This window comes from Streptomyces sp. NBC_00057, assembly GCF_045041165.1.
In the GTDB taxonomy this organism is placed as follows: domain Bacteria; phylum Actinomycetota; class Actinomycetes; order Streptomycetales; family Streptomycetaceae; genus Streptomyces.
In genome coordinates, this window is record NZ_CP108256.1 from 791180 (window position 1) to 806715 (window position 15536).

A 15536-nucleotide genomic window follows, 5' to 3' on the forward strand; every position below is an offset into this window, starting at 1 on the left:
ACAGCAGAGAAGAAGAGAAGCACATGACGGACAACATCTTCGCGACGAGCGTGTTCTTCAAGCTCGTCATCGGAGGCAGTGACCTGGGGGCCTTCCACACCGTCTCGGGTCTGGGCGCCGAGGTGGAGATGGAGCAGTACGCCGAGGGCGGCAACAACGGTTTCACCTGGCAGCTGCCGGGGCGGATCACCTGGACCAACATCACGCTGACCCGCCCCGTCACCGCCGACACGCTCAAGATCGCACGGTGGCTGAACGAGACGATCCAGCGGGTCGAGCCCAAGGACGGCGAGATCGTCGCGCTCCGTCCGGACCTCAGCCGCATCATCAGCTGGCAGGTGCACGGCATCGTGCCGGTCCGCTGGCAGGGGCCGTCCTTCGACCCCGCCAGCTCCCAGGCGGCGATCGAGACGCTGGAGATCGCACACGAGGGCCTGGAGCCTTCCTGATGAGCCGTCATATCTATTAGCAGGTACAGGTATCAGAGAAGATCGGGAAGGAGGAGCGCAATGTCACCCGCTGTCCGTACGAGCCGTGCTCGCGCCCAGCTGACCATCATGGAACCGCCGGCGACCGTCGGCGCCAAACCGGGCGGGAACCTCGCCCGGCTCACGTTGCAGTTCAACCCCGCGAAGCTGTCGCTGAGCAAGAGCACCGAGTGGCGGCGTACACCGTCCCGGATGGCCGGGCAGTCCGCGCTGCCCGAATTCGTGGGCAGCGGGCCCCGGGCGTTGTCCCTGGAGGTCTTCCTGGACTCCACCGCCACCCATGACAACTCGGTGGAGAAGGCGGTGGAACAGTTGATGCTGGCGTGCGTGCCCACCCCGAGCAGCCTGGCCCGCAAGACACCCGCCAGCCCGTGGGTCCGCTTCGACTGGGGCACGTCGAAGACGACCTCGTTCGACGGCGTACTCTCCAACCTCTCCGTCTCGTACACGCTGTTCGACGTCGACGGGAAACCGCTGCGCGCCACCTGCTCCCTGTCGATCGAGGAGGCGAGCGTGGATCCGGCCGGCCAGAACCCCACGTCCGGCTCACGGGAGGCACGTCGTACCCACCGGGTCGTCGCCGGTGACAGCCTGCCGCTGCTGGCCTGGCGGGAGTACGGCGATGCCACCGCGTGGCGCACCATCGCGGAAGCCAACGACGTGGACGACCCGATGCAGTTGATTCCCGGCAGGGAGCTGGTCGTGCCCGGACTGGAAGATCACGCCCTGGAGGGCGGCCGATGACCGCCCCGGGCCGCTCCTTCGCCGCGGATCCGATCGTCGAGGCCCCCGGTGAGCTGCCACCGGCCTGGGCGGCCCAGCTGGTGAGCTGCGTGGTGGACGAGAACGTCGGCCTGCCGGACACCGCCGTGCTGACGTACCGGGACCCCGATCACAAGCTGCTCACCGCCACCGGGCTCACCATCGGCACTCCGCTGAAGATATCCGTGGTCACCGTGCAGGAGCGGGTGCGCGAGCGGCTGTTCACCGGTGAGGTCACGGCGGTCGAGCTGGACAGCGACACCACCGGTTCGTTCACGGTGGTCCGCGCCTTCTCCAAGGCCCACCGGCTCCAGCGCGGACGGAAGGTGGTGGCCTACCGCAACATGAAGACCGCGGACATCGTCCGCAAGGTCGCCGCGGGTGCCGGGCTGGCCTGCGGACGGATCGAGGCCGCGCCCATCACGTACAAGCAGCTGACCCAGCCCAATGTCTCGGACTGGGAGTTCCTCCAGTACCTCGCGGGCGAGAGCGGTGCGCATGTGCGGGTGGACGACAAGGGCCTGTTGCAGTTCGTGAAGCCGAAGCCCGCCGCGTCGGCACCCTCGCCCGCCACCCCCGCCACCCGCCACCCGATGGTCCTGGAGTACGGGCGCAACCTGCTGGCCCTGCGGGCCGTACTGACCGCTGCCGACGGGGCGGACAGCGTGGAGGTGCGCGGCTGGAACGTCGACACCAAGACACGGCTGGTGGCCCGCGAGCAGTCCATCCGCAGCAACACGGTGTCCCCCGGAATGAGCCCGTCGGCGGCGGCCGGGGCGTTCGGCCCGAACGCCCGGATGACGGTGACCGACACCCCGTACCGGACCCAGGCCGAGACCACGGCCGTGGCCGGTTCGGTGGCCGCTTCGGTAAGTTCCGGGTTCGGCGAGATCGAGGCGGTCGCCGAGGGCAATCCCCGGCTGCGGGCGGGCGAGCCGGTAGCCCTGGGCAACGTCGGGCCCGCGTTCGCCGGGCGCTACACAGCGACCGCCGCGCACCACGTCCTCGAACCGAACGGCGGCTACCGCACGACCGTGGTGGTGAGCGCGGCGCCCGACCGCTCGCTGGCGGGACTGACCAGTGGCTCGAACGCGCCCTCGCGCGGCCCGCGCATCCCGGGGCTCGCGATCGGCGTGGTCACCGACATCCGTGAAGGCAAGGCCCAACGGGGCTGGGTCCGGCTGAAGTTCCCCTGGCTCGACGACACCTATGTGACCGACTGGGTCCGTACGGTGCAGTGGGGCGGCCAGGGCGGCGGCGGGGTGTTCAGTCCCGAGGTCAACGACGAGGTGCTGGTCGGGTTCGAGCAGGGGCTGCTGGACAGCCCCTATGTGCTGGGCGGCCTCTACAACGGGGTCGACAAGCCGTCGCCCCACGACGTTCCGCTGGTCGACCCGACCAGCGGCAAGGTCAACCGCCGTTCGCTGGTCTCCCGTTCCGGGAACCGGCTCGAACTGCTGGATACCCCACGCGGACCGTCCGGTGTCCGGCTGGCCACCGGCAACAAGCGGCTCGAAGTCACGCTGGACGAGCGGCGGGGCGAGATCGCGCTGACGGTGTTCGCCCCCGGCGGCACCCGGGCGCTGAGCTCCGTCACCGTCTCCGCATCCGGTATCACGCTCGACGCCGGTACGGGTGACGTGAACGTGAAGGGACGCTCGGTGACCGTCAACGGCAAGACGGGGGTCACCGTGGACGGCGGCCTCCTCGCCGTCCTCAAGGCCAAGCTCATCCGCATCAACTGACGCCCCCATGCCGTCCGACAGCAGCAGAAGTCCCCATTCACAGCAAGGAGAACAGCGACCATGCCCCCCGCAGCCCGCACGGGCGACACCACCGCCCACGGCGGCCTCATCGGCACCCCGCCCCCGGGTGCGGTGGCCGTCGCCACCGTGCTGATCGGCGGTCGGCCCGCGGCCGTCGCCGGGAGCCTGCACGTGTGCGTCGTCCCCCCGCACGCCGCGCTCGGGCCGGGGAATGTGATCATGCCCAACCCGGCTGCCGCGGTCACCGGCCAGGTCCTGATCGGCGGGCTGCCCGCCGCCCGGATGCGGGACACCACCACCTGCGGCGCACCCATCATCAGCGGTGCGCCGAACGTACTGATCGGGGGCCCGATGTGAGCGGCGGCGGGTTCATCGGACGCGGCTGGGGCTTCCCGCTGCGGGTCGGCGCCACGGGCGGCATCGGCATGGTCGAGCGGGACCGGGAGATCGAGGAGGCGATCGGGCTGGTGCTCGGCACGGCGCCGGGCGAGCGGCCGATGCGCCCGGAGTTCGGCTGCGGCATCCACGACTACGTCTTCGCCCCCGGTGACGGCGCCACCGCCGGGCGCATCGCGCACGAGGTCCGTACGTCGCTGGAGCGGTGGGAGCCGCGCATCGAAGTGACCGACGTGGTGATCGCGTTCGACGCCATCGAGGAGGGCACCTTGTACATCGACGTGCACTACACCGTGCGGGCCACGAACGACCTGCGCAACCTCGTCTTCCCCTTCTACACCATCCCGTCCTCCGAGGGATCCGAAGATTCGGGAGTGCACTGATGGCCCTGCCCTCACCCAACCTGGACGACCGGCGCTTCCAGCAGCTCGTCGACGAGGCCAAGCGGTACGTCCAGCAGCGCTCCCCCGAGTGGACCGACCACAACGTGTCGGACCCCGGGGTCACGCTCATCGAGACGTTCGCGTACATGGTCGACCAGCTGCTGTACCGGCTGAACCGGGTACCGGACAAGAACTACTCGGCCTTCCTCGACCTGCTGGGCGTCACGTTGTTCCCGCCGTCGGTGGCGCGGGCGGAGGTCGACTTCTGGCTGTCCGCGCCGCAGCCGGAGACCGTGCGGCTCCCGGCGGGTACGGAGGTCGCCACCTCACGCGGCGAGGCCGAGGAAGCGGTGGTCTTCTCGACCTCCGACGACCTGCCGATCGTGCCGAGTTCGCTGGTCCGGCTGGTCACCGCGCCGGTGTCGGGCGAACAGACCGACCGCACCGCACCGCTCGGCGCGGGCAAGGACATCCCGTGTTTCCAGCCCCGGCCGGAGCCCGGCGACGCCCTGCTGTTCGGGCTGCCCACAGCCGTCCCCCGGTGCATCGTCGCCGTACGCCTGGACAGCCGCGTGGAGGGCGTGGGCGTCGACCCGCGGCAGCCGCCGTTGGTGTGGGAGGCGTGGGACGGTGCCCGCTGGGTCAGGTGCCAGACCGGCACCGACAGCACCGGCGGGCTGAACAGGCCCGGCGAGGTGATCGTGTTCGTCCCCGCCGGACACACCGCGTCGGTGACCGCAGGGACCCGGGCGGGATGGCTGCGCTGCCGGGTCACCGCGCCGGAACCCGGCCAGCCGTTCTACTCCGAGTCGCCGACGATCCGGGAGGCCGAGGTGTTCACCGTCGGCGGCACGACGGGCGTCGAACACGCGGAGACCGTCCTCGATGTCCCGCTCGGCATCTCCGAGGGCGTCGCCGGGCAGCGGTTCTCCGTGAACAGGGCGCCGCTGCTGTTGGACGGGGAGCCGCCGGTCGTCCAGGTGTCCTCCGCGGAGGGCTGGCAGGTCTGGACCGCGGTGGAGCACTTCGGCGCCTCCGCCCCGCACGACCGGCATGTGCGGATCGACGCAGTCTCCGGCGAGTTCGCCTTCCCGCCGGAGGTACGCGAGGCGGACGGGACGATGCGCGCCTACGGAGCCGTGCCCGAGAAGGGCGCACAGCTGCGGATTCCCCGCTACCGTGCGGGCGGCGGGGCGGCCGGGAACGTCGCGCGGGGTGCCATCTGCGTGCTGCGCAGCTCGGTGCCGTACGTGGCGGGCGTGGACAACCGCGAGGCGGCCCGGGGCGGGGTCGACGGCGAGACCGTGGAGAACGCGAAGGTCCGGGCGCCCAACATCCTTCGGGTGCAGGAGCGGGCGGTCACGGCCGGGGACTACGAGGCCGTCGCCCGCGAGGCGGCCCCTTCCCTGCGCAGGGTCCGGTGCCTGCCGGCCGTCGCGGGCGAGGGCGGTGCGGTACGGGTCCTGGTGGTGCCCGACGCGGTCGCCGACGAGGGGGGCCAACTGCGGTTCGAGCAGCTGATCCCGTCGGACTCCGTGCTCTCGACGGTCACGGCGCGACTCGACGAACGGCGCCTGGTCGGCACCCGACTGGTGGTGGAACCGCCCGCGTACCAGGGCGTCACCGTGGTCGCCAGGCTGGTGACGGCCGGTGGCGACGTGGACCGGGTCCGCGCGGAGGCGGTCGCGGCGCTGTTCCGCCACATCGACCCGCTGCGGGGCGGAGCGGAGGGGACCGGGTGGCCGTTCGGCAGGCCGGTGCAGTACGGCGAGATCTTCGCCGTGCTCCAGGGCGTGCCGGGGGTGGGCCTGGTGGAGGATGTGCGGATGTTCCCCGCGGACCCGATCACCGGCCGGCGCGGGGCGGCGGTGGAGCGGATCGACGTCGCCCCGGGCGCCCTGGTCTTCTCGCACCAGCACCAGGTCGAGGTCACCGCGAGCGTGGCCGGTGACGGCTCATGACCAGAGCTGCGGTACCCGGGCTCGCCAGCCGCTATCCGATCGGCGGGCTGCTGCCCGCGCTGTACGCGGACGACGACCTGGCCCAGCGGTTCACGGCGGGCCTCGACACCGTCCTGGCGCCCGTCCTGTCCACCCTGGACAACCTTCCCGCCTACTTCGATCCGTCGCTGGCTCCGGCCGACTTCCTGCCCTGGCTGTCGTCCTGGGTGGCGGCCGAAGTCGATCCGGCGTGGCCCGAAGGGCTGCGGCGGGCCGTGATCGCCCGCGCCGTCGAGCTGCACCGGTGGCGCGGCACTCGCCGCGGCCTGATCGAACATCTCCGGCTCTGCTTCGGCGTGCATGCCGACATCCAGGACGGCGGCGGCGCCACGTGGTCGTCCGAGCCGGGCGCGGAGCTGCCTCCGGCTCCGACCGGAGAACTGCTGGTGCGGGTCTGGGCGGTGCGCGGGGGGCCGGTGAACGCGAGCCGCGTCCTGGACGTCGTCGCCGCCTCGTGCCCCGTACACCTCACATGCCGGGTGGAGATCCTGCCGGGCCCGCCAGACGAGACAGGAGGCTGACGCGATGCGCTCGTGTCCGGCGTGCGGTACAGGCAACGGCGAGGACGACGACTTCTGCGGGAACTGCGGTTCCTATCTGGGCTGGTCCTCCCGGGCGTCGCGGAATCCCCCCGTCGCCACGGAACCTTTCGGCCCCGCAGAACCGGCAGGCCCCGCAGCCGGTACCGCGCCGGAGACCGCGGGTCCCCCGCCCGAGGCCCCGCCCTCCCCGCGCCCCGAGCCACCGGTGGAACCGACGCGGTCCCGCACACCGGAACCTGCCGGGCCGCCCCCAGCGGAGCCCTTACCGGCCCCGGAGCCGCCCCCGCGACCGGCGCAGCCCGCCCCCGTACGGCCAAAACCACCAGCACCGGACGCGCCCGTGGTCGCAGTGCAGCCGGCCAAGCCGATCGACCGGCGGCCCGTTGTAAGGCCCGTGGCGGAGGACGATGAGCCGGACGGGCCACCGTGCCCGGCGTGCGGCACCCCGAACCTGCCGGGACGCCGGTTCTGCCGGCGCTGCGCCGCACCATTGCACGCCCAAAAGCAGCCGGCGCCGCTGCCGTGGTGGCGCACGGTGTGGCCGTTCCGCCGCCGGGTGCGGGGCGGATCGGGCCGGGCGCTGCGGCGGACCCTGATGGTGCTGGTGGTCGTCGGGCTGCTGTTCGCGGGCTTCCTGTTCCTGCCGGCCGGGCGCTATCTCTTCGAGGACGTGCGGGACAAGCTCGGCGGAACGGCGGAGATCAGCCCGGCCGAGGTCACCGCGAGCGCCCAGGCTCCCGGCCATCCGGCGACCGCGGCCGTCGACGGACTGACCAACAAGTACTGGGGGGCGCCCGAGCTCGGCTCCTCACTGACGTGCGTCTTCGACAAGCCGTTCCGGCTGGTCGGTGTCGTGGTGCACACCGGTGTGTCGAAGGAGCCCCAGGAGTTCCGGCAGGGGGCCAGGCCCACCCGGGCCGATCTGATCGTCACCACGGCGGACGGCGAGGTCCGCGAGAAGGCGGTGACATTCACCGACAAGCCGGGCCCGCAGACGGTGCAGACCGGCATCAGCGATGTCGTCTCCGTCCGGCTCGTGCTGCGGGCCGCGTCCGGCCAGGGCGAGGGACGGCCCATCGCGGTCGGGGAGGTCGAGTTCTTCAAGCGCACCTGAGGCCGGGCGCCGCCCGGGACGGGAGCGGACCGGGCGGCGCCGCTCCGGTCCGCTCAGCCTTCCCGGATGATGGACAGGATCGCGCCGATGAATCCGTTGGTCGCGACCTGCGTACTGTGCCAGGTCTCGCCCGATCCGGAATCGGCGCCGTACATCTTGAAGAACAAGAGCGGGTCGCCGCCGGAGCCGGTGCTGTTGACGAGACTGAGGTTGAGCCCGTCGGGGCTGACCCGCAGCCGGCGAAGGAATTGTGCCTCGGCATCCGCCCCGCCGACCACCCGCTCGCTCAAGCGCATCGTCGCCGCAAGTCTCATCGGGACCACCATCGAGTGGTGGTCATACCCCTTGTCGGCGTGGAGCTTTCCCTGCCTGCGTCTCCGTCGGCCTCGGCGGGAGCGGATCGGTGGTATGCCCTTCACCAAGGGAATCAGGGCTTGGCGTCAGCACGGCACGGGCGATGCCGGTGAGGTTGCCCTGCAGGACGAGGATCTCCCTCCGGTTCGATCCGTCGAGATCGGCCGCGTAGACGTTCCCGGCCAGGTCGGTCACGTACATGCGGCCGTCGTCCGGATCGAGGGCCAGGCCGATGCCTTCCATGAGGTGGGTCAACAGGATCTCGGGCTTCCGCCGCCTGTCCGGCGGCTCCATCGGCGCGCGGTTCACGCTGTTGCCCCGCGGCGGGTCCCCACGATCCGTCCAGTACAGCATGCGCTCCACGAGGTCGAGCTCCAGGTCGATCGGCTCCGGCAGCCCCTCGAACAGCACCTCGATGTCGCCGCGTTCGGCCGATCTCTCCCCGGCGGGCAAGTCGATTCCGGCCCGCAGGATCTTCCCGAGCCCCGCGTCACTCGGGCCCTTCTGTGTCCAGTAGAGGTGTCCACCGACAGGGTCGATGGCGACTCCCACGCACCACCTGGTCTCGTCGCGGCGATCGTCCTCTCCCTGTCCCGTTTGCACGAGGGTCTCGACGTTCGAGCCGTCAAGGTCGCAGCGCATCACGCGCATGCCCTCGCGATCACCCCAGTACAGCTTCCGGCCGGCGGCCTCGAAGTGGAGCTGCTTCGGCGTGTACGTGACGCCGCTGGGGACGATCGTCGTCCGGTTGCCTCCGTCCAGGTCCACGCGTTCGATCGAGCCGTCGTTCTCCGGCGGAAGGCCCATGTTCGTCCAGTAGATGTGCCTGGCCACGACATCGACGGCGATCCCGTCGGGAACCCTGCACCCGGTGACGACGACCTTCTTGTCGGAGCCGTCGGGGTTCACGGAGAACAGGCGACCGCCACTGCTGGCCTCGAGCACGAGCAGTCTTACCTGGCGCCGCGTCACGGTCCCTCCTTCGCCGGGCGACCGGCTGCGGCGCTCGGCGGGCCGGACGGGTCGTTCTGGGCGCGCACGGCCAGCAGGGCCGAAAGCATCGCGTCTCGCCGGGCAGCCAGTTCATCCACCGAGTGGCCGTCCGCCTCCTCCAGGACGCCGCTCACGATCTTCTCCTTGAGCTCGGGCGTGAATTCGGGGTCGCCCAGTTCCTGCCAGGACGCCACCATCCGCGGCATGAGGGTGTCCATGAAGTGCTGGATGCCGCCCTCTCCTCCGCCGAGATGCCACAGCAGATGGGGACCCATGACGCCCCATCGGAGCCCCGGTCCCCAGGACACGGCGTCGTCGGAGTCCGCCACGTCGAGCACGCCCTCCTGGACCAGGTGGACGACCTCGCGGTACAGCGCGGCCTGGATACGGTTCGCGACGTGCCCGGGAAGCTCCTTTTTGAGGTGAATCGGTTTCTTGCCGATCGCGGCGTAGAACGAGATGGCGTCCCGGATCGTCTCCGGGGCGGTCTTGGTTCCACCGACGACCTCGACCAGCGGGACGATGTGCGGCGGGTTGAAGGGATGACCGATAACGGTCCGCTCCGGACGCCGGCACTCGGCCTGGATGAAGCTCATCGTGATGCCCGACGAACTCGACGCGATGATCGCGTCCGGCGGCGTGGCATCGTCGATGTCGGCGAACAGCCGGACCTTGAGTTCCGGGCGCTCCGGCGCGTTCTCCTGTACGAAATCGGCGTCCGCGACGGCCTGACGCAGGTCCGCGGTGAAGCTCAGGCGATCGGGCGAGGCGTCGGGCGCGATCCCGATCGAGGCAGCCGCGTCCCATGCCGCCTCCACGTACGACCGCAGGGCCGCCTCCGCGGAGGGGGCGGGGTCGGTGGCCGTGACATCGAAGCCTCGGACGAGATAGTGCGTCGCCCAGCTCGCCCCGATGGTGCCGGTCCCGACGATCGCCACGCGCTGGACGGGTTTGTGCACGTTCATGGCTGGTCACTGCTCCTGGAAGTCGGACACGAGCTGCGGGGGGAGGGAAAGGGCTGACGTGGCCGGCATCAACGGCTGTGCCAGGCGGGGGCGCGCTTCTCCGCGAACGCCCGTGCACCTTCCCGCGCGTCCTCGCTTGTGGCCAGCCCCTGCGTGAGCTCGTCCTGCCGTCTGAACGCGTCGCTCTCGTTCAGGCTCTGCGTTTCGCGCAGGACCTCCTTGACGGCCGCCAGCGCCAGCGGGGCGTTCCGCGCGACGCGCCCCGCCAGCTCGCGGGCCCCGTCCAGCGCGGCGCCGGGTGGGGTCAGCTCATTGACGAGCCCGTACTCCTTGCCTTCGGAGGCGGTCAGCGGTTCGCCCGTGAGCAGTACGCGCACGGCGACGTGGTAGGGAAGGCGGCGCGGCAGCCTGACCAGTCCGCCCTCTGCCGCCACGAGACCGCGTATGACCTCGGGAAACCCGAACCGGGCATCCTCTGCCGCGACGATCAGGTCGCAGGCGAGCACCAGCTCGAAGCCGCCGCCCAGCGCCCAGCCCTCGACCGCGGCGATCAACGGCTTGCGCACCACCGCGCGGGTGAGCCCGCCCAGCCCCCGGCCCGGCAGCAGGGGCAACTCGCCCTTGGCGAACGCCTTCAGGTCCATGCCCGCGCTGAACACCCCGCCCGCACCCGTGAGCACGCCGACCGAGAGATCCGGGTCCGCGTCGAGCAGATCCACGGCGGCCGCGAGCTGTACCGCGACCTCGTGATCGACGGCGTTCTTCTGCGCCGGGCGGTTGATCGTGACCGTCAGCACGCCGGCGCGGCGCTCGTGGAGCACCACGTCGGCCGCTCCGGACGCCGTGCTCATCGCGACGCCTCCCCTTCCGCCGTACCGGGGATCGCTCCCTGGGCGCGCAGCTCGGCGATCTCGGCGGTGCCGAACCCCAGCTCGGCAAGGATCTCGTCGTTGTGTTCGCCCAGGTCCGGTGCCCGCTTCGCCGGGACCTTCGCGACGCCTCGCAGGTTGACCGGGCTGCTGATGGTGTACTCCAGCCCGCTGACTCCTTCCAGCGGCACGACGATGTCGTTCGCGCGCAGCTGCGGGTCCTGCGCGGTCTCCTCCGGTGTCTGAAGGAGGCTGTAGGTGATGCGTTCCCGGTCCAGGGCGTCCTTCCAGTGGTCGAAGGGCCGCGAGCGGAACTCGGCGTCGAGCAGCTCGGTCAGCGCGGCGGAGTTCTTGACGAAGCCCTCGATGTCCGCGAAACGGGGATCTTCGAGCAGCTCGGGGTGCCCGACGGCCCGCGTCAGTCCCGGCCAGTGCGGGGGTGAGGCGACCAGCATGAACCATTTGTCGTCCGCGGTGCGGTAGGGGTTGATCAGCGGGTTCGTCGGCGCCTTCCGGTCGTGCAGCTCGAACGGCGTGCCGCCGGCGAGCGCGCCGGCCACGAGCGTTCCCGTGGCCCAGACGCCCTCGGCGAGCAGCGACGTCCCGACACTGGCCCCTTGCCCCGTCCGCTCACGGCGATACAGGGCGGTCACGATCGCCGCATAGATCCCGATCGCCGACATGTAGTCGCCGCTGCCCCAGACCGGCACCGTCGGCGGGGCTCCCGCGTCCCGGGTGGAGGCCAGCAGCCCGCTGCGCGACCAGTAGGCGGTCAGGTCGAAGCCCGGCTGCCCGGCGTCGGGGCCGGCATCCCCGAATCCCGTGATGTCGGCGTAGACGACCCGCGGGTTCCAGCCCGCGACCTCGTCGTAGCCGAGGTGCAGCTTCTCGCGCGTGCCGTGCGGGAAGTTGGTGATCACCACGTCGGCCCACTCGACGAGTCGCCTGAGGACCTCGGTGGCCGCCGGCGACTTCAGGTCGATCACCATGCCGCGCTTGTTGCGGTTGGCAAGGTGCCAGCTGTAGTTGGCCTGTGCCCGGGGACTGGGCGGCACGGAGCTCAGCCGCCGCTGAGGGTCGCCCATCCCCGGCGGCTCGATCTTGATGACGTCCGCTCCGAAGTCGGAGAGCACGGTGGCCGCGGCCGGTCCCGCGATGAAGCTCGACGCGTCGAGCACCCTCAGGCCGGTGAAGACGGATTCAGTGGTCATCGCCGTCACCTCACGAAGGCGCTCAGGCCGCCGGTCACGGCACGTCCGACGATCAGGGTCTGGATCTCCCGCGTGCCCTCGTACGAGTACAGGGCCTCCGCGTCGGCGACGAAGCGTCCGACCTTGTAGTCGAGGACGATGCCGTTGCCGGCCAGCAGTTCCCGCGCCCACCCCACGTTCTCGCGCATCCGCACGGTGCAGTAGGCCTTCGCCAGGGCGGACTGCTCGTCGCGGTAGACCCCGGCGTCCTGCAACTGGGCCAGACGCGTCACCATCCCGCAGGAGGCCGTGGCGTTGCCGAGCATCTTCACCAGCAGGTCCTGTACGAGCTGGAAGCCCCCGATCGGGCGCCCGAACTGCTCACGTTCCTTCGCGTACTGCAGGGCGATCTCGTAGGCGCCGAACATCACTCCCACCGCCTGCCACGCCACCCCGCTGCGCGTCCGGCGCAGGATCTCGGCGGTGTCCTTGAACGAGTTCGCGTTCTGCAGCCGGTTGGCCTCCGGAACGCGGCAGCCGTCGAGCACGATGTCGGCGTTCTGCACGATCCGCAGCGCCATCTTGTTCTCGATCTTCGTCGCGGTGAACCCGGGGGTGTCCTTCTCCACGACGAAGCCGAGCACGTTTCGGGTCTCGACATCGCGGGCCCAGACGACGACCAGGTCGGCGAACGTCGCGTTTCCGATCCACCGCTTCGCTCCGTCGAGGACCCATCCGTCGCCGTCGCGGCGCGCGGTCGTCAGCAGGCCCCCGGCCACGTCGGAGCCGCCGTGCGGCTCGGTCAACGCGAAGGCGCCGATCTTCTCGAAGCGGCTCATCGCCGGCAGCCACCGCCGCTTCTGTTCGTCGGAGCCGCAGCTGAGGATGGTGCCCATGGCCAAACCCGAGTGCACGCCGAAGAACGTCGCCATGGACGCGTCGGCGTGCCCGAGCTCCAGCGCCATGAAGCCCGCGAGAAGGTTGCTCGGCCTGGATTCCGGGGAGTCCGGGTCGGCCCAGTCCACAAGACCGAGCCTCCCGAAGCCCTCGACCAACTGGAACGGGAACTCGGCCCGGGCCCAGTAGTCGTCGACGATCGGGGCGACCTGCGTGCGGAGGAACTCGCGGACGGACTCGATCTTCTCCCGCTCCCCGTCCGACAGCAGTTCCTCATAGGCGTAGAAGTCGGCGGGCAGCAACCCTCTGTCCAGGTAAGGACCGGACGGTGTCGGCAAGGCCGAAGTACCGCTCATTGCAATCTCCCTCAACCGCTGTGGGCCATGGCTCGAAGATCCCCGCCCGTCAGCGTTCTCCGCGCCCGGCGTCTCGGTTCTCTGGCGCGATCAAACGCGGATCCCGGGCCGTTCCCCCGGACCCGCGCCGTTCAGGGGTGCCGTTGTCGCCCCGGACCACCCCAGTGGCCCGTCGCCGCCCGGTGCGGGAGAGGTGAGGCGAGACTGCGAGGTGCCCGCACCGGGATGCGCGGAAACGTATGCGAGGACAGCGCCGTCACGGCGGTACCCGCGTTACAGCAGGTCCTCCGCGAAGAGCCCAGCCGCACAGACATACGGATACGTCCCTCCCCGCCCGGAGTGGCCCCCGCATCCGACCGGCACCCTGGAGGCCGGCCCCGCCGGTCAGGCCCCTGTTCTGCGCCGTCCGGCTGATCAGTGGACATCTCATCACCTGATCGCAGCATCCCGGCGGCCACGCAGAGCGCTATGTCCCGATACGCATGTATACGGTGATCACGGATCACGAGCAGTGTCCTTCCAGGTTGGCGCCCGCGGCCCCCGGTCCGCCCGCGCCCTCCCCCGGCACCTGCCCGGACAGGCGCATCCAGTATGGAAAGAAGGGGCTGGCATGCCGGTGAACGTCACCTATCCGGGCGTCTACATCGACGAGGTCAAGAGTTCCGTCAGGACGATCACGGGCGTGCCGACCTCGGTCGCCGCCTTCGTCGGTTACGCGCCCCGCGGCCCGGTCGACCGGCCCGTGCACCTCACGGGCTGGGCCGACTACGAGGCCGTCTTCGGCGGCCTGCAAGCGAACTGCCCGCTGAGCTATGCGGTCTACCAGTTCTACCTGAATGGCGGCAGCGAGGCCGAGATCGTCAGGGTGGTGAAGGACGGAGACCCCGTCCGCCTGCCCCTCGGGACGAGCCCGCCTGCGAGAGAGCCCACCCGATCGGCGCCGCCGCCCGCCGCAGCGCCGAGCAGCGAGGAGGAGGATTCCGCCTCCAACACCTCCGGGGAGGACTCCGCCTCCGATGACAAGAGCAAAGGACGGGGCGGGAACGCAACGGGCGGCGACGCCAGAACAGCGGCTTCCGGCCGTTCGGGCAGGGGCTCCACCGCTGTCCCAGGCCTCCTCGCCGCCTCCCCGGGACGGTGGGCGCAGCACCTGCGCGCCCGCGTCGACTACGACACCTCCGAGCCCAAGGGCACGCAGGTCCAACAGCGCGAACTGTTCAATCTGACGGTCCGCTACATGGAGACCGGCGCCGAGGAGAGATACCTCAACGTCAGCATCAAGCCGGACAGCCCGCGCAACCTCGCACACCTCCTGGACTCCTCGCGACTCGTCCGTATCGACCCCGACGCGCCCATCAAGGCACTGCCACCGGCCAACACGAACCCGAAAGACGGTTCCGATCCGTTCACGGCCAAGGCCGAGGACGGGACACAGGGTCAGCAGCCGTTCTGCTACGCCCCGGCCGACGACGTCGCCCGCGCGGGCGACGAGGACGAACGCCCCCAGGACGTGGACACGTACCTGGGCAAGAGGGCCGAGAAGACGGGCCTGTACCAGTTGTTGAAGACGGACATCTTCAACATGCTGTGCCTGCCCGACGCCCACTGGCTCGACGAGCAGAGCGCGGGCGCTGCGAAGACCCTGCAGAACGAGGCGCTTCCACTGTGCCTCGAACGGCGGGCCATCCTCGTGGTCGACCCGCCGCTCTCCTGGACCGGACAGCGGGCGAGCGGTGGTTCCAACGCCGACGTCGTGGGCACCGTCCTGGACAACGCGGCGGATCTCGAGATGGGCGACTCCGGCAAGAACGCCGCGGTGTACTACCCCCGCGTCCTCGCACCCGACCCCCTGCGCGGCGGTGCCCTCCAGGCCTTTCCTCCGTGTGGGGTCATGGCCGGCGTCCTGGCCCGGACCGACGTCCAGCGCGGGGTGTGGAAGGCCCCGGCCGGTACGGATGCCTCACTGAGCGGGGTCAGTGACCTCGAAGTCCCTCTGACCGACCTGGAGATCGGACGCCTGAACCCGGTCGGCATCAACTGCCTGCGGCGGCTGCCCGCCACCGGCCCGGTCGCCTGGGGAGCACGCACCCTGCGCGGGGCCGACCGGCTCGCCGACGAATGGAAGTACCTCCCGGTGCGCCGGCTGGCCCTCTTCGTCGAGGAAAGCCTGTTCCGGGGCACGCAGTGGGTGGTGTTCGAGCCCAATGACGAGCCGCTGTGGGCGTCGATCCGGCTGAACATCGGCGCCTTCATGAACTCGCTGTTCCGCGCGGGTGCGTTCCAGGGCCAGACTGCTCAGGAGGCCTACCTGGTCAAGTGCGACAAGGACACCAACCCGCAGAACGACATCGACCGCGGAATCGTCAACATCCACGTCGGCTTCGCCCCGCTCAAACCTGCGGAGTTCGTGATCGTCCACATCCAGCAGCTCGCCGGACAAATCCAGGTCTAGGAGGACGAC

General features: G+C 70.6%; 14 protein-coding genes and 1 pseudogene. 9 read left to right on the forward strand and 6 right to left on the reverse strand.

All coding sequences use genetic code 11. The features are described 5' to 3' along the window. Positions 1-23 precede the first annotated feature (23 nt). From OG953_RS03990 to OG953_RS04025, 8 genes are all read left to right on the forward strand, one after another. Positions 24-449, forward strand: a complete 426-nt coding sequence (locus tag OG953_RS03990) for a phage tail protein (RefSeq protein ID WP_405682526.1) — start codon at positions 24-26, stop codon at positions 447-449. 60 nt (positions 450-509) lie between these two features. Continuing rightward, on the forward strand, positions 510-1232 hold the full coding sequence (locus OG953_RS03995; protein WP_405682527.1) for a LysM peptidoglycan-binding domain-containing protein: 723 nt from the start codon (positions 510-512) through the stop codon (positions 1230-1232). Further along, positions 1229-2995 carry a VgrG-related protein gene (locus OG953_RS04000; protein ID WP_405682528.1) on the forward strand — a complete coding sequence of 589 codons (1767 nt, stop codon included), beginning with the start codon at positions 1229-1231 and terminating at the stop codon, positions 2993-2995. Before OG953_RS03995 ends, OG953_RS04000 begins: the two co-directional genes overlap by 4 nt. Before the next feature lie 60 nt (positions 2996-3055). Beyond that, the gene (locus tag OG953_RS04005; RefSeq protein WP_405682530.1) at positions 3056-3373 is read left to right on the forward strand and encodes a PAAR domain-containing protein; all 318 of its coding nucleotides are present in this window, start codon (positions 3056-3058) and stop codon (positions 3371-3373) included. After that, complete coding sequence (locus OG953_RS04010; protein ID WP_405682531.1) at positions 3370-3795, forward strand: GPW/gp25 family protein; 426 nt, start codon at positions 3370-3372, stop codon at positions 3793-3795. Before OG953_RS04005 ends, OG953_RS04010 begins: the two co-directional genes overlap by 4 nt. Then, entirely contained in the window at positions 3795-5756 is a 1962-nt protein-coding gene (locus OG953_RS04015; protein ID WP_405682532.1) for a putative baseplate assembly protein, read from the forward strand. Before OG953_RS04010 ends, OG953_RS04015 begins: the two co-directional genes overlap by 1 nt. Further along, positions 5753-6316 (forward strand): phage tail protein I, encoded by a 564-nt coding sequence (locus tag OG953_RS04020; protein WP_405682533.1) that lies wholly within the window; start codon positions 5753-5755, stop codon positions 6314-6316. The genes OG953_RS04015 and OG953_RS04020 overlap by 4 nt, the downstream gene beginning before the upstream one ends. A 511-nt stretch (positions 6317-6827) precedes the next feature. After that, complete coding sequence (locus OG953_RS04025; protein WP_405682534.1) at positions 6828-7451, forward strand: NADase-type glycan-binding domain-containing protein; 624 nt, start codon at positions 6828-6830, stop codon at positions 7449-7451. Positions 7452-7504: 53 nt separating this feature from the next. On the opposite strand, the gene OG953_RS04030 is transcribed toward OG953_RS04025, so the two are convergent. From OG953_RS04030 to OG953_RS04055, 6 genes and pseudogenes are all read right to left on the reverse strand, one after another. Further along, positions 7505-7765: a hypothetical protein gene (locus tag OG953_RS04030; protein ID WP_405682536.1), complete on the reverse strand. Its 261-nt coding sequence runs from the start codon at positions 7763-7765 to the stop codon at positions 7505-7507. A 9-nt stretch (positions 7766-7774) separates the two neighbouring features. After that, positions 7775-7888 (reverse strand): annotated as a pseudogene (locus tag OG953_RS04035) (IS5/IS1182 family transposase); the annotation flags it as partial. Between the two features lie 885 nt (positions 7889-8773). Then, on the reverse strand, positions 8774-9763 hold the full coding sequence (locus OG953_RS04040; RefSeq protein WP_405682537.1) for a 3-hydroxyacyl-CoA dehydrogenase NAD-binding domain-containing protein: 990 nt from the start codon (positions 9761-9763) through the stop codon (positions 8774-8776). A 68-nt stretch (positions 9764-9831) separates the two neighbouring features. Beyond that, entirely contained in the window at positions 9832-10614 is a 783-nt protein-coding gene (locus tag OG953_RS04045; protein ID WP_405682538.1) for a crotonase/enoyl-CoA hydratase family protein, read from the reverse strand. Further along, positions 10611-11843: a CaiB/BaiF CoA transferase family protein gene (locus OG953_RS04050; protein WP_405682539.1), complete on the reverse strand. Its 1233-nt coding sequence runs from the start codon at positions 11841-11843 to the stop codon at positions 10611-10613. Before OG953_RS04050 ends, OG953_RS04045 begins: the two co-directional genes overlap by 4 nt. A gap of 5 nt (positions 11844-11848) precedes the next feature. Continuing rightward, the gene (locus tag OG953_RS04055) at positions 11849-13075 is read right to left on the reverse strand and encodes an acyl-CoA dehydrogenase family protein (protein WP_405682540.1); all 1227 of its coding nucleotides are present in this window, start codon (positions 13073-13075) and stop codon (positions 11849-11851) included. Positions 13076-13685: 610 nt separating this feature from the next. Between OG953_RS04055 and OG953_RS04060 the strand changes: the two genes are divergently transcribed. Next, positions 13686-15527 (forward strand): phage tail sheath family protein, encoded by a 1842-nt coding sequence (locus OG953_RS04060; RefSeq protein ID WP_405682542.1) that lies wholly within the window; start codon positions 13686-13688, stop codon positions 15525-15527. The last annotated feature ends 9 nt before the right edge of the window (positions 15528-15536 follow it).

Bases quoted from the DNA above. Each gene is read 5' to 3' on its own strand.
- OG953_RS04015 (WP_405682532.1), top strand. From the start codon at position 3,795: ATGGCCCTGCCCTCACCCAACCTGGACGACCGGCGCTTCCAGCAGCTC.
- OG953_RS04040 (WP_405682537.1), bottom strand. From the start codon at position 9,763: ATGAACGTGCACAAACCCGTCCAGCGCGTGGCGATCGTCGGGACCGGC.
- OG953_RS04055 (WP_405682540.1), bottom strand. From the start codon at position 13,075: ATGAGCGGTACTTCGGCCTTGCCGACACCGTCCGGTCCTTACCTGGAC.
- OG953_RS04030 (WP_405682536.1), bottom strand. From the start codon at position 7,765: ATGAGACTTGCGGCGACGATGCGCTTGAGCGAGCGGGTGGTCGGCGGG.
- OG953_RS04020 (WP_405682533.1), top strand. From the start codon at position 5,753: ATGACCAGAGCTGCGGTACCCGGGCTCGCCAGCCGCTATCCGATCGGC.
- OG953_RS04050 (WP_405682539.1), bottom strand. From the start codon at position 11,843: ATGACCACTGAATCCGTCTTCACCGGCCTGAGGGTGCTCGACGCGTCG.
- OG953_RS04060 (WP_405682542.1), top strand. From the start codon at position 13,686: ATGCCGGTGAACGTCACCTATCCGGGCGTCTACATCGACGAGGTCAAG.
- OG953_RS03995 (WP_405682527.1), top strand. From the start codon at position 510: ATGTCACCCGCTGTCCGTACGAGCCGTGCTCGCGCCCAGCTGACCATC.
- OG953_RS03990 (WP_405682526.1), top strand. From the start codon at position 24: ATGACGGACAACATCTTCGCGACGAGCGTGTTCTTCAAGCTCGTCATC.
- OG953_RS04045 (WP_405682538.1), bottom strand. From the start codon at position 10,614: ATGAGCACGGCGTCCGGAGCGGCCGACGTGGTGCTCCACGAGCGCCGC.
- OG953_RS04000 (WP_405682528.1), top strand. From the start codon at position 1,229: ATGACCGCCCCGGGCCGCTCCTTCGCCGCGGATCCGATCGTCGAGGCC.
- OG953_RS04005 (WP_405682530.1), top strand. From the start codon at position 3,056: ATGCCCCCCGCAGCCCGCACGGGCGACACCACCGCCCACGGCGGCCTC.